The 13,938-nt window shown below is 65.8% G+C and carries 8 protein-coding genes; 3 read left to right on the top strand and 5 right to left on the bottom strand.

What is annotated here, in order from left to right; all coding sequences use genetic code 11:
- Positions 1–115: 115 nt before the first annotated feature.
- Together FJ964_RS13005 and FJ964_RS13010 are read left to right on the top strand one after the other, a co-directional pair.
- Entirely contained in the window at positions 116–4,948 is a 4,833-nt protein-coding gene (locus FJ964_RS13005) for an NAD-glutamate dehydrogenase (protein ID WP_140550752.1), read from the top strand.
- 173 nt (positions 4,949–5,121) lie between these two features.
- Positions 5,122–6,498 (top strand): MFS transporter, encoded by a 1,377-nt coding sequence (locus FJ964_RS13010; RefSeq protein WP_140550753.1) that lies wholly within the window; start codon positions 5,122–5,124, stop codon positions 6,496–6,498.
- A 108-nt stretch (positions 6,499–6,606) separates the two neighbouring features.
- Here FJ964_RS13010 and purH read toward each other — a convergent pair whose 3' ends face one another.
- The 4 genes from purH to htpX form a co-directional block, all read right to left on the bottom strand.
- The gene (gene purH / locus FJ964_RS13015; protein WP_140550754.1) at positions 6,607–8,223 is read right to left on the bottom strand and encodes a bifunctional phosphoribosylaminoimidazolecarboxamide formyltransferase/IMP cyclohydrolase; all 1,617 of its coding nucleotides are present in this window, start codon (positions 8,221–8,223) and stop codon (positions 6,607–6,609) included.
- Between the two features lie 90 nt (positions 8,224–8,313).
- On the bottom strand, positions 8,314–10,038 hold the full coding sequence (locus tag FJ964_RS13020; protein ID WP_140550755.1) for a heparinase II/III family protein: 1,725 nt from the start codon (positions 10,036–10,038) through the stop codon (positions 8,314–8,316).
- Positions 10,039–10,286: 248 nt separating this feature from the next.
- Positions 10,287–11,669 (bottom strand): RsmB/NOP family class I SAM-dependent RNA methyltransferase, encoded by a 1,383-nt coding sequence (locus FJ964_RS13025; protein ID WP_224713200.1) that lies wholly within the window; start codon positions 11,667–11,669, stop codon positions 10,287–10,289.
- Complete coding sequence (gene htpX, locus FJ964_RS13030; protein ID WP_140550757.1) at positions 11,666–12,679, bottom strand: zinc metalloprotease HtpX; 1,014 nt, start codon at positions 12,677–12,679, stop codon at positions 11,666–11,668. The genes FJ964_RS13025 and htpX overlap by 4 nt, the downstream gene beginning before the upstream one ends.
- 118 nt (positions 12,680–12,797) lie before the next feature.
- Between htpX and FJ964_RS13035 the strand changes: the two genes are divergently transcribed.
- Positions 12,798–13,016, top strand: coding sequence for a DUF1674 domain-containing protein (locus FJ964_RS13035; RefSeq protein ID WP_140550758.1), 219 nt, complete (start codon positions 12,798–12,800; stop codon positions 13,014–13,016).
- Positions 13,017–13,180: 164 nt separating this feature from the next.
- Here FJ964_RS13035 and FJ964_RS13040 read toward each other — a convergent pair whose 3' ends face one another.
- Complete coding sequence (locus FJ964_RS13040; RefSeq protein WP_140550759.1) at positions 13,181–13,846, bottom strand: HAD-IA family hydrolase; 666 nt, start codon at positions 13,844–13,846, stop codon at positions 13,181–13,183.
- Positions 13,847–13,938 lie beyond the last annotated feature (92 nt).

Raw genomic sequence — 13,938 nt, forward strand, 5'->3', positions numbered from 1 at the left:
GCCGGCTGCCGCCGAATTGCGATAATTCTTGGCACGCCGTCAAACCTTTGTCGCCAAATAGCGGTCATCTGCTACAGATGTCCGCAAAAGCATACGACGGGAGGAAAGAAGCGTCATGGCCAGCGTGAAATCGGCGAGCAGGTCGAAGAAGAAAGCCACGGCGATGCCGAAGACGCAGGAAAGGCCAGCCAGGCTCGCCGACTACCTGCTCGCCCGCGCGCCGGCGGAAGACATTGCCGCCTATGAGGTGGCGGACCTAGAACGCGCCGCGGATCTCGCCGGCCGCGCCGTCGCCGGTCACAAGAAGGGCGCGTGCGCCGTCGCCGTCGATACCGACTCCGGTGTCGTTCGCGAGGGCCGACCCGTCACGATCGTCACCGTCGTCAACGACAATATGCCTTTCCTGTTCGATTCCATACTCGGCGAGATCACCGAGAGTGCCGGCGAGCCGACCCTGGTCACCCACCCCGTCATCACCGTGCGCCATGGCAAGGACGGCGTCGAGGAAATTCTCGGCGACGGCAATTTCGCCAGGGACGACGGCAGCCACGACCGGCTGAGCGTCATTCACGTCCATATTCCCCGGCTGACCCCGGAGCAGGCGAACGGCTTGGCCGAGCGGCTGCGCAAGATACTCGGCCAGGTCCATTCCGCCGTCAGCGACTGGAAGCCGATGTTGGCCCGCCTCGACCAGGCGATTTCGGAATTCCGCTATTCGGCGGTGCCGCTGGACAAGAAGAGCGTGGCCGAGGCGATCGCCTTCCTGGAGTGGCTGCGCGACGACAATTTCACTTTCCTCGGCATGCGCGAATTCACATATGTCGGCGGCGAGGAAAGCGGCACGCTGGAGCGTGCCGACAAGCCCGGCCTGGGCATATTGTCCGATCTGGACGTGCTGGTGCTGCGGCGCGGCACCGAAGCGGTGACGACAACGCCGGAGATCCGAGCCTTCCTGCATGGGCCGGAGCCGCTGATCGTCACCAAGGCCAATGCCAAGTCTTCCGTGCACCGGCGCATCTATCTCGACTATATCGGCATCAAGACCTACACCGCCAAGGGCGCGCTGGCGGGCGAACTGCGCATTGTCGGCCTGTTCACATCGACCGCCTACACGCGCTCGGTGATGAAGATCCCCTATCTCAGGTCGAAGGCCGAAACCGTCATAGCAAAATCCGGTTTCGACCGGCACGACCACTCCGGCAAGGCGCTGATCAACGTGCTGGAGAGCTATCCGCGCGACGAGCTTTTCCAGGTGCCGGTGCCGATCCTGAGGAAGCATGCCGCGGCCATTCTGGGCCTCATAGAGCGGCCGCGCGTGCGGGCACTGGTGCGCGCCGACCAGTTCGACCGCTTCGTCTCCATCCTCGTCTTCGTGCCGCGCGACCGTTACGACAGCGTCGTGCGCGAGAAGGTCGGCACCTACCTCAAGACGGTGTTCGAAGGCCGGCTGTCGGCCTACTACCCGGCCTTCCCGGAAGGCGGGCTGGCGCGCGTGCATTTCATCATCGGCCGCTCCGGCGGCAAGACGCCGAAGGTCGAACAGGCAACGATCGAGGCGGCGATCCGCGACATCGTGCGCACCTGGGAGGACGCCCTTTCCGAGGCGGCGGAAACCAGCGGCAGCGACCCGGCGCTGAAGAGGATCGCGGCACGATTTCCGGAAAGCTACCGGGACTCCTTCAGCGCAGGGGTGGCGCTGGTCGATGCCGGGCGTATCGCCAAGATCAGCCCCAGCAATCCGATCGCCATCGATTACTATCGCCATGCCGAGCAGAAGCCGCACCAGGCGGCCCTGAAAATCTATCACCATGGCAGCCCGGTGGCGCTGTCGCGGCGCGTTCCGGTGCTGGAAAACATCGGCTTCCGCGTCATCAGCGAGCGCACCTTCGAGGTCCGCGACGACCAGGCCGGCAATAGTGATCAGCCCGGCATGATCAATAGGGATCAGCCCGGCACGGTCTTCATCCACGACATGGAGTTGGAGAACAGCTACGGGAAGCCGATCGATCTCAGCAATGGCGGCGCGCTCTTCGAGGACGCGTTCCTGTCGGTGTGGCGCGGCGACGTCGACAATGACGGCTATAACGGCCTTGCCCAGACCGCTGGACTGTGGTCGGGCGAAATCACCATCCTGCGCGCCTATGGCCGCTATTTGCAGCAGGCCGGAATCCCGCAGAGCCAGGATTTCATCGCCGCCGCCCTCAACCGCTATCCCGAGATCGCGCGCGGCCTGCACGCGCTGTTCATCGCCCGGCTCGGGCCGACCGCCGAGACGGAGGGCGTGGTGGCGGCAAAGCATCTCAAGGCCAAGATCAGGGACGCGCTGGAAGACGTTCCCAACATCGATGACGACGCCATCATCCGCCGCTACCTCAATCTCATCGAAGCCTCGCTGCGCACCAATCATTTCGTTGCCGATACGAAAGCCAAGGGCCAGTCGCTGGCGATCAAACTCGATTCGCGCTCGGTCGACGGATTGCCCGAGCCGCGGCCATGGCGGGAAATCTTCGTCTACGGCTCGGAGGTCGAGGGCGTGCATCTGCGCTTCGGTCCGGTGGCGCGCGGCGGCCTGCGCTGGTCGGACCGCGCCCAGGATTACCGCACCGAGGTGCTCGGCCTGGTCAAGGCACAGCAGGTCAAGAACGCGGTCATCGTGCCGGTCGGGGCCAAGGGCGGATTCTATCCGAAGAAGCTACCGATGAGCGCCGGCCGCGACACCATCTTCGAAGCTGGCACCTCGGCCTACAAGAACTTCGTCTCCAGCCTTTTGTCGATCACCGACAATATCGGCCTCGACGGCGTCATCCCGCCGGCCGGCGTTGTCAGGCGCGACCAGGACGATCCCTATTTCGTCGTTGCCGCCGACAAGGGCACGGCAACTTTCTCCGACACCGCCAACGCCATCAGCGAAAGCCATGGCTTCTGGCTTGACGATGCCTTCGCCAGCGGCGGTTCGGCCGGTTATGACCACAAGAAGATGGGCATCACCGCCAAGGGCGCGTGGGAGGCGGTCAAGCGGCATTTCCGCGAGATGAACCGCGACATCCAGACCACACCCTTCTCCGTCGTGGGGGTGGGCGACATGTCGGGCGACGTGTTCGGCAACGGCATGCTGTTGTCGCCTAAGACTAGGCTGATCGCCGCCTTCGACCATCGCGACATCTTCATCGATCCCGATCCCGACATGGCGGCGTCGATGACCGAGCGCCAGCGCATGTTCGCTCTTCCCCGTTCGAGCTGGCAGGACTACGACAAGAGCAAGCTGTCCGAGGGCGGCGTCATCGTCTCGCGCAGCCAGAAATCGATCACCTTGCCGGCCGCTGCTGCTGCTGCGATCGGCCTTAACAAGACGACCGCCACGCCGGTCGAGATCATGAGCGCCATCCTCAAGGCGCCCGTCGACCTCTTGTGGTTCGGCGGCATCGGCACGTATTTGCGGGCCTCGACCGAGACCAATGCCGAGGTCGGGGATCGCGCCAACGACGCCGTCCGCATCACCGCGCTCGAGGTGCGCGCCAAGGTGATCGGCGAGGGCGCCAATCTCGGCGTGACGCAGCGCGCGCGCATCGAATTCGGCATGAATGGCGGGCGTTGCAATTCCGACGCCATCGACAATTCGGGCGGGGTCAACTGTTCCGACGTCGAGGTCAATATCAAGATCGCGCTGGCGTCCGCCATGCGCAAAGGGTCGTTGACCCGGCCTGCGCGCGACAAGCTTCTCGCCGAGATGACCGGTGAGGTCGGCGAGCTGGTCCTGTCCAACAACTACCAGCAGACGCTGGCGCTCTCGATCGCCCGCAAGCGCGGCCTCGCCGACATCGCACACCAGGCCCGCTTCATGTCGGCGCTGGAAGCACGCGGCCTGCTCGACCGCGCGGTCGAGACGCTGCCTTCGCCGGCGGCCCTTGCCGAGCGCGAGGCGCGCGGCGAGCCGCTGACCAGGGCCGAGCTCGGCGTGCTGCTCGCCTATGCCAAGATCGTGCTGTTTTCCGACATCGTCGCGAGCGACGTGCCTGACGAGCCGCATTTCGACCGCGACCTGATGGGTTATTTCCCCGATCGGATGGCGAAGAAATATGCCGCCGAGATCCACGGCCATCGCCTGCGCCGCGAGATCATCGCCCGCGTCGTGGCCAATGAGCTGGTCAACCGGGGCGGTCCATCCTTCGTCAACCGGTTGCGGGAAGCGACGGGGCGCACCGCCGCCGACGTGGTGCGCACCTTTGCCGTGGTGCGCGACGGCTTTGCCTTGCCGGCGCTCTATCGCGAGATCGACGCGCTCGACAATCAGGTCGACGGCCAGATGCAGCTCGACCTCTACCAGGCAGTCAGCCGGCTGATCTACGTGACCAGCGGCTGGTACCTGAAGAACGACGCCGGCACGGCGCCGCTTGCGCAGCGCATTGCCGAATTGCAGGAAGCACGCAAGGCGCTGGAGCCGAAACTCGTTTCGCTGCTTCCCGATTATTCGCGCGAACGGATCGAAGAAAAACGGCATGGACTGTTCAAGGCCGGGACGCCGGACAGGCTGGCAGCGCAGCTGGCGCTGGCCGATGTGGCGGAGCTGATCCCCGATATCGCGCTGGCGGCGCGGACGGCAGGTGCCGACATCGTCGCCGCGGCGAAGGCCTTCTTCGCGGTCAGCGACGCCTTCCGTATCCCGCGGGTCGAGGAGGCGGCGCGCTCGATCACACCAGCGGACTATTACGACCAGCTCGCCCTGTCGCGCGCCACCGATACGATCGGGACGGCGCGGCGCGGCATCGCGGTGGCGGCACTCGCGAACCACGCCGGGGCAGCCGACCCGGTGGCGGCGTGGCTGGAGGCCGGCGGGGAAAGGATCGGCCGCACCCGCGAACGGCTGCAGGCGCTGACCGAGGGCGGCGACATCACCGTGTCGCGGCTGTCGGTGGCATCGGGCCTGATGAGCGATCTGACGGGGATGTGAGCCATCGTGGCCTCATCCTCCCCCCTGGTGGGGAGGGTGGCTGCGAAGCAGCGGGGTGGAGGGTAGCGCCAGACCCCACTCGGACCCTTTGACGCGTGTCCGTTTGCATGACCAGCGGAAAACATGCAGACATGGGGTGAACCGCCCAACGAACGAAGGCGACCGGAGGGGACATGGCCGAAGTAGCAGTGCAGCGGGCGTCCGGGCGCGGCATCTGGGGGTGGATGTTGTTCGACTGGGCGGCGCAGCCCTTCTTCACGGTCGTCACCACCTTCATCTTCGGCCCCTATTTCGTTTCGCGCATGGCCAGCGATCCGACCACCGGCCAGGCCGTCTGGGGCTACGGCATCGCCGCGGCCGGGCTGGTCATCGCCGTGCTGTCGCCGATCCTCGGCTCGATCGCCGACCAGACCGGGCCGCGCAAGCCGTGGATCGCCTTCTTTGGCGCGGTCAAGATCGCCAGCCTGGCCCTGCTCTGGCTCGCCGCGCCCGGCTCGAACCTGTTCCTGATCGTGGCATTGTTCTCGCTGGCGTCGGTGGCGGCTGAATTCTCCACCGTCTTCAACGATTCCATGATGCCGCGCCTGGTGCCGAAGAGCGAGATCGGCCGCATCTCCAACATGGCCTGGGGGCTTGGCTATCTCGGCGGCATGATCGCGCTGATCTTCGTCGTGCTGTTCCTGGCCGGATCGCAGGAGACCGGCAAGACCATCATCGGCCTCGACCCGCTGTTCGGGCTGGACCCGAAGCTCGGCGAGGATGCCCGCGCCACCGGGCCGCTGTCGGCCGGCTGGTATTTCCTGTTCATCCTGCCGATGTTCCTCTTCACGCCGGACGCCATCAAGGGCATCCCGATCGGGCCTGCGGTGCGCGAAGGCCTGTCGGAGCTGAAGTCGACCCTGGCCGAGGTGCGCAGGCGCGGCGGCATCTTCCGCTTTCTCGTCGCCCGCATGATCTATCAAGACGGCGTCAATGCGCTGCTGGCGCTCGGCGGCACGTTTGCGGCCGGCATGTTCCACTGGTCGATCACCGAGATCGGCATGTTCGGCATCATCCTCAACGTCGTCGCCATCTTCGGCTGCTGGATTGCCGCGCGGCTCGACACCGCCCTCGGCTCCAAGGCGGTGGTGATGATTTCTCTGGTCATGCTGTCGGTCGCCACCATCGGCGTCGTCTCGACCGGCCCCGGCTTCACGCTGCTCGGGCTTATCCAGCTCTCGACCACCGATTCCGGGGGCTTGTTCGGCACCGCGGCTGAAAAGGCCTACATCCTCTACGGATTGCTGATCGGGCTCGCCTTCGGCCCGGTACAGGCCTCATCGCGGTCCTATATGGCGCGCAGCGTCACGGCGTCGGAATCCGGCCGCTATTTCGGCATCTATGCGCTGGCCGGGCGCGCGACCAGTTTCCTGGCGCCGTTCCTGGTGGCGACCATCACGGCGGTGAGCGATTCGGCGCGGCTCGGCATGGCGGTGATCATCCTGTTCCTTGCCATAGGCATGGCGATCCTACTCAGGACGCCGTATCCGGCGGATCAGCCTGTGGAGTAGCGCTTCTTCCTTCTCCCCTTGTGGGAGAAGGTGGCCTCGCGAAGCGAGGTCGGATGAGGGGTGTTCCAGGGAACGCCAACGCCTCACTTCGCTGGAAGCAAGAAGCGCTCAATGCCTGAAGTGTCTCACGCCCGTGAACACCATGGCGATGCCATGCTCGTCGGCGGCGGCAACCACATCGTCGTCGCGCATCGAGCCGCCGGGCTGGATGACGGCGGTGGCGCCGGCCTCGATGGCCGACAGCAGGCCGTCGGCGAAGGGGAAGAAGGCATCGGAGGCGACGACCGAGCCTTTGGTCAGCGGCTCTGTCCGGCCTGCCGCTTCCGCGGCGTCGAGCGCCTTGCGGGCGGCGATGCGCGAGGAATCGACGCGGCTCATCTGGCCGGCGCCGATGCCTACCGTGGCGCCGTCCTTTGCGTAGACGATGGCGTTCGACTTGACGTGCTTGGCGACGCGGAAGGCGAATTTCAGGTCGGCCAGTTCGGCCGGCGTCGGCGCCCGTTTCGTCACCACCTTCAGTTCGAGGTCGTCGACGACGGCATTGTCCCTGCCCTGCACCAGCAGGCCGCCGGCGACGGATTTGACGGTTGTGCCGATCGCGCGCGGATCCGGCAGGCCGCCGGCGACCAGCAGGCGCAGGTTCTTCTTCGCGGCCACGATCGCTGCCGCCTCGTCGGTGGCGCCTGGCGCGATAATGACTTCGGTGAAGGTCTTCACGATCTCTTCGGCCGCCTCGGCGTCGAGGACGCGATTCACAGCGACAATGCCGCCAAAGGCCGAGACTGGATCGCAGGCCAGCGCCCTGGCGTAGGCGGCCTTCAGCGTCGAACCCTCGGCGACGCCGCACGGGTTGGCATGCTTGATGATGGCGACGGCGGCCGAGCGCGCCGGGTCGAACTCGCCGGCCAGCTCGAAGGCGGCGTCGGTATCGTTGATGTTGTTGTAGGAAAGCTGCTTGCCCTGAAGCTGGCGCGCGGTGGCTACGCCCGGCCGCCTGTCGCCATTGACATAGAAGCCGGCGCCCTGGTGCGGGTTCTCGCCATAGCGCATCACAGTCTCCAGCCTGCCGCCGAAGGCGCGCCAGGTCGGGTGCTCGATCTCCAGCGCCTCGGCGAACCAGCCCGAGATTGCCGCGTCGTAGCTGGCGGTGCGGGCAAAAGCCTTGGCCGCTAGCTTCTTGCGGAAATCCAGCGACAGCGAGCCGATATTCATCTCCAGCGCGTTGAGCAACGAGGCATAGTCGCCGGGATCGGTGACGATGGCGACATAGGCGTGGTTCTTGGCCGAGGCGCGGATCATCGCCGGGCCGCCAATGTCGATGTTCTCGACGATCGCCGCGTAGTCGGCGCCGGAGCGGCGGACTTCCTCGAACGGATAGAGATTGGAGACGACCAGGTCGATCGGCTCGATGCCATATTTGTGCATCGCCGCGGCGTGATCGGGATCGTCGCGCACGCCGAGCAGGGCGCCATGCACCGACGGGTGCAGGGTCTTGACGCGGCCATCCATGATCTCGGGAAAGCCGGTGAGCTCGGAGACGTCGCGAACCGCCAGTCCCGCATCGGCGATCGCTTTTGCCGTGCCGCCGGTCGACACCAACTCGACGCCGGAAGCGGCGAGCGCCCTGGCGAGATCGATGAGGCCGGTTTTGTCGAAGACGGAGAGCAGCGCACGACGCACGGGAACGAGGTCGGGAGCGGGAATGTTCTTGGCGGCGACGGCCATGGGCGTGCTTTCACGGCTGGAGGGGCAGGCCCGCGCCGTATCATATGAGATCAGGAAATCAAGGCGCAAGCTCGGTCAGCGCCGGCACGGTCAGTTGTTTTCGGGATAGCCGGCGATAGAGGTGCGGGTGAGCTGCCAATGGACCTCGGCGATGTCGGACGGCTGGAAGGCAAGCACGATCTGCCGGCTGCGGCGCGGGCCGCCGAGACCGGCGAAGTAGATTGATTCCTCGACCGCCGGCACCATCTCGGTGCAGGTGAACACCCAGCTGTCGACCTGCTCGGCGGTCAGCACCAGGCGGTCATGCTCGTCCTGCAAAAGGTTGATGTCGGGATGGACGTGGAAGCGCACGGTGACGAAATCGCGGCCATTGTTGCGGATCGCCGCACCTCCAGGACGCTGGAAGCGGTCCCTGCCGGTCAACACATTGCCGTTCGAGGACAGCTTCAACTCGCGCTCGTGCAGGAAACCGAAGCGCTGGATATAGCCGTCATGGCGGGCGATGAAGCCTTGAACGCCCTTCTGATCGATACGCTTGCACTGCACATGCTGCGGGCCGCCGATCAAAGGCGACCCCAGAAGATCGTTGATGCGCAGCGAATGGCTGAACCGCGCCGACGAGGTGTCGTTGATGGTGGCGGTCGAATGCGCGGCAGTGGCTCGGGCCAGGGGCCGGAATTCGGCGGCGCCATAGGTGTCGATGCCGGCATTGACGATGTAATGCTGGCGGCCCGAGGACAGCTCGAATGCAAGGCAGCTGGCATGGGCGGCATTGGAGACGTGGACGGGCGGCGGCAGGCCGGTGTCGGCGATGACGGTGACGCCACCCATGGACAGCCGCTCATAGCCCGAATGCGGTGCATGCAGCAGCGGCGAGCCGGCGGTGTCGTCGTGGCGCAGGATGCTGGCGATGCGATCATGGATGGTGGCGCCCATGCCGTTGAAGCGGGCGAGGCTGCCGTCCTGGTGTCGAAAGAAGCGCAGGGCCGGCAGCATCCTGTCGATGGCGCCGATCAGGGCCTGTGGCGGCGCTTCCGCCTGGTTGGCGTAGGTCTGCCGCAGCGGCAAAAGGTCGGCGAGGATTTCCAGCACCGCCATCGGGTTGCGCGAGATGTGGCCGCCATCGGGAAGGATCTGGCGGTCGAGTTCCTCGGCGAGGTTGCGGGTGGCGCCGCGCAGCGCCGATGCGGGCGCCGGCAGCGACAGGGCGGCGAAGGCGAGGGCGATGCGGGCGCGCAGCCTGTCCTTGCCGTCAGGCATTTCGCGCGCCATCGACCTGAGGTAGCGGATCTGGACGGCCAGCGATTTCAGGAAGGCGCGGTAGAACGGGAATTCAGCGCCTTGCAGCACGATCGAGGAATGCTGCAGCCAGGCGATGATGCGCTTGGCGGCCGTGCCGGGCTCCCAGGCGATGCCGGAAATGTTGTTTCCATGCGTGGCGATCCAGTCGGACACCAGCGCACGCGCATTGGCGGCGGCAAGCTCGGTGCCGGCGGCGCGCATGTGTCGCAGCCAGCGAAAGCCATGCAGCGTCTTCTGCCAGCCGTAGTTGGGAACGCTGATCTGGAAAGGCGACTTGCCGCCGGTCTCGACCATATGTCCCGACAGGGGATAACGGCCATAGTAGATCTCGAGCGCGATCTGCGGGTCGGCCAGCCGCAGGTCCGGCGGCGCGATCAGCACCCGTTCGGGCGTGCGGCCGGAATAGCGCCAGCGATAGACCGGTCCGGCACGCAGGCGCCGGCGCGTTTTGCGCCAAAACTCCTTCGCGACAAGCGCCCACAGACGCGTCGTGTTGCCGGCAGCAAGTGCCAAAACCCCTCCTGATCGTCCTCTATCCCAACGGCAAGCTTATCTGATTCAACGATTCATGCGAAGGCGAAATCCCGCGAGCGGTGACGCTGCGCCTGGCGTGGCCGCGGATGCTCCCGAAAAAGGTCAGCAACGTCCTATACTTAAGCCCTGAAGCGGTTCAGCGCCCGGTGGGCATCCATACTCGGCTCCAGATCCTTGTTCCACGCAATTCCGGACGGATATCGTCACGCAGCTTTCGTGGAATTGCCTTAGCCGGCGCGACGCATGCGCGCGGCGAAAAAGCCATCGAGACCGGAACGTTGCGGCGAGCCGAGATCGAGGTCGGCAGGTGTGGTGCGCAGCGTGCCTTCCTGCGTCAGGAAGGGGTCGATGCCGACGATCTCGCCGGCGCGAAGCGGGTCGGCAACGATGCCAGGCGTCGCGGCGAGGAAGGCACGGTAAAGCTCCTCGCCTTCGAGTGGGTCGAGCGAACAGTTCGAAAAGACGATCCTGCCGCCCGGCTTGACCAGGGCGATGGCGCGCGCGAGCAGCCGGCGCTGGAGCTCGGCGAGCTTCTCGACATCAGCCATCGTCTTGGTCCACGGCACGTCGGGATGCCGCCGCACCGTGCCGGTCGAGGAGCAGGGCGCGTCGAGGAGGACGGCGTCGAACAGATCGCCCGGCTCGTACTGGAGGAGGTCGGCCTGAACGACGTCCGCCGACAGGTGGAGACGTTCGAGATTCTGCGCCAGCCGCATCAGCCGGTTCTTCGAGGTGTCGACCGCGGTGACGCGTGCGCCGGCCACGATCAATTGGGCGGTCTTGCCGCCGGGCGCGGCGCAGAGATCGGCGACGCGAAGCCCGCCGACATCACCGAGCAGCCGGGCAGGCAGGCCGGCTGCGGCATCCTGGACCCACCAGGCGCCTTCGGCGAAGCCAGGCAGTTCGGTGACCGGGCCGGCAAGCTTCTCCACCCGAATTGTGCCGGTCGGCAGGACAATGCCGCCGAGCCTTTCGGCCCAGTGCTCCGGATCGGCCTTGACCGAGAAATCGACCGGGGCCTCCTGGCGGTGGGCGGCGAGTATCCGTCTGGCCTCGTCCACGCCATAGGCGGCCTTCAAACGGTCGGAAAACCATTTCGGCGCTTCGTCGGTGGTAGCAAGGGCCTCTGGAAGTTCAGCTTCCTTGATCCGCGCGAGCGTGCGCAGCACACCGTTGACCAAGCCGGCAAAGCGCAATGTGCGCGGATCGGACTTGGCAAGGGTGACGGCGAGGTCGACCGCGGCGCTGTCGGGAATGTCGAGGAACAGGATCTGCGCGGCCGCCACATGCAATATATGCGACAGCGCGGTGGCATTGGCCGGCAGCGGTTTTTCCAAACGGCGCGCCAGCAGCCCTGATATGGTCATGCGGTAGCGCAGCGCGGTGACCAGAATGGCACGCACGAGACCGCGATCGCGCAGGTCTAGCGCCTTGTATTGCGGATGGCCGTTTTCATGGTCGGTCAGGCCGTCGAGCGGCGTCCTGGCATCGATGACGGCGGCCAGCAGCCGCGCAGCCGCCTTGCGGGCGGCAAGGCCGGCAACAAACTCGCCGTCCTTGTTGTGTTCCTGACCACCTGTGCGTCGAGGTGCCCTGCCCGCCACACTCACGACCACGGGCCCTTGGGCCCGGTCGGATTGCGACCCCATGGATTGGATTTGGGCTCTGCCGGCGGTTCCGGCGCGGTCGGCTTGCCCCACGGTCCTGCCGATTGCGGCCCGTCGGCCTGCGGCGGCACTGGCGCCTGGTGCTGCGGGGACCGTGATGCACCCCCGTCCATACGCTGCGCCATCGCTTGCAGCGCGGCGATGCGATTCTCGGTGCTCGGATGGGTGGAGAACAGACTGTCCATGCGCTCGCCGGAAAGAGGGTTGATGATGAAGAGATGAGCCATCGCCGGATTGCGCTCGGCATCCGGGTTGGGTATGCGTTCGGCGCCGCGGGCGATCTTGTCAAGCGCCGAGGCCAGCCATAGCGGGTGTCCACAGATTTCGGCGCCGCGCCGGTCGGCTTCGTATTCGCGGGTGCGGCTGACCGCCATCTGCACGATCATCGCGGCAAAGGGCGCCACGATCATCGTCGCCAGCACGCCGACAAAGCCGAACGGGCTGTTGTTGTCGCGGTTGCCGCCGAGGAAGAAGGCGAAATTGCCAAGCATCGAGATGGCGCCGGCCAAGGTGGCGACGATCGTCATGGTCAAGGTGTCGCGATGCTGGACGTGGGCGAGCTCGTGCGCCATCACCGCGGCCACTTCCTCATGCGTCAGCCGTTGCAAAAGGCCGGTGGAAGCGGCGACAGCCGCGTTCTGCGGGTTGCGGCCGGTGGCGAAGGCGTTGGGCTGCGGATTGTCGATCAGGTACGTCCTGGGCATCGGCAGGCCTGCCTGCTTGGCCAGTGCCTGCACGATGGCGTAATATTCGGGCGCGTTCTTCTCGTCGACCTCGACGGCGCGGTTCATCGACAGCACCATCTTGTCGGCGTTCCAGTAGCTGAACAGATTGGTGGCGGCGGCGATCAGGAAGGCGATCATCATGCCGCCCGTACCGCCGATCAGGAAGCCGACGCCCATGAACAGCGCGGTCATCGCGGCAAGAAGCATGGCGGTGCGAAGTGTGTTCATCGTCTGCTCCCGTCCAAGTCGTGACGTAAGGGGGTCGATCCTCGTGGGCTCATCGCTATATGATGGGAAACGCCGGTACCCGTTTCAATCGGCCTGTTTCAATCCGCCGGAATATCGCATGAACGATGAGACCAGTAAAACACCTCCCAGGGACGACGAGGCGCGGCTGAAGACGCTGACGCCCGCCGCCCGTCGCGCGCTTGAAGAGGCCGCGGCCCGGCGCGAGGACTACCGCCGCAAAGAAGCGGCGGTGCCGAAGGAAGTCGGCGGCCGCGGCGGCAAGGAGCCCGGCCGCTACGGCGACTGGGAGGTCAAGGGCCTGACCAGCGATTTCTGAGGTATGCTGAGATTCAGGTGAGGCCGGCCTGCAAGCGTTGGTTTCCTGCCCTTCCGGTGGTCACGTACTTTAGTACGCTCCGCTCCGGTTCTCGGAAACCATCGCTTTCGACTCGGCCTGACCTGAATCTCAACACACCTTGAGAGGGTGTTGCATTACAATCTTTAGGCGGCGCTGAGTTGCGGCTCGAGCGCGATCCAGCCGCGCTCGTCGACGGTAACGCCGATGGCGTCGTAGCCAGCGATCGCGGCATGCTGCGTCGCCAGGGTATGTCGGTGCGTAGCGTTTATGACCATGACCGCTGCGCCCGCCGCCTCGGCCGCCGTGATGCCCGCCGGGGCATCCTCGAACACGAGGCAATCGCGCACATCGACGCCGAGCCGCGTCGCGCCGAGCTGAAAGCAGTCGGGCGCCGGCTTGCCGCGCGAAACATCTTCCGCCGCGATCAACACGGCCGGGACGGGGATGCCGGCAGCCTTCATGCGCAAGAGCGCCAGTTCCCGCGGCGCCGAGGTTACGATCGCCCAGCGCTCCGGCGGGAGCGCGTTGAGAAACGCGGCGGCGCTGGCGATCTGAACAATACCCTCCAGATCGGCGGCTTCGGCCTTGAGCAAGAGATCGGCCTCATGCGCCGGATCGACGCCGGGGAGCGCCAGACCGGCGATCGTCTCGATCGCCCGCACGCCATGGATCGTCGGCAGGAAGGCGGCGACGTCGAGCCCTTGCCGCCGCGCCCAGTCGCTCCACACCCGTTCGGCCGAGGCAATGGAATTGATGAGCGTGCCGTCCATATCGAAGAGGAAGGCGGCGAATTTTCTGCCTGCGTACATGATTTTCCTTGATTTCGGGGAGGGTCTTTCGAGGGAGCGCCGATGGTAACGTCCCGGCATCGGCATTGGAAGCCGCGCGGCCACCTTTTCGG

The organism is Mesorhizobium sp. B2-3-2 (genome assembly GCF_006442295.1).
Lineage (GTDB): Bacteria > Pseudomonadota > Alphaproteobacteria > Rhizobiales > Rhizobiaceae > Mesorhizobium.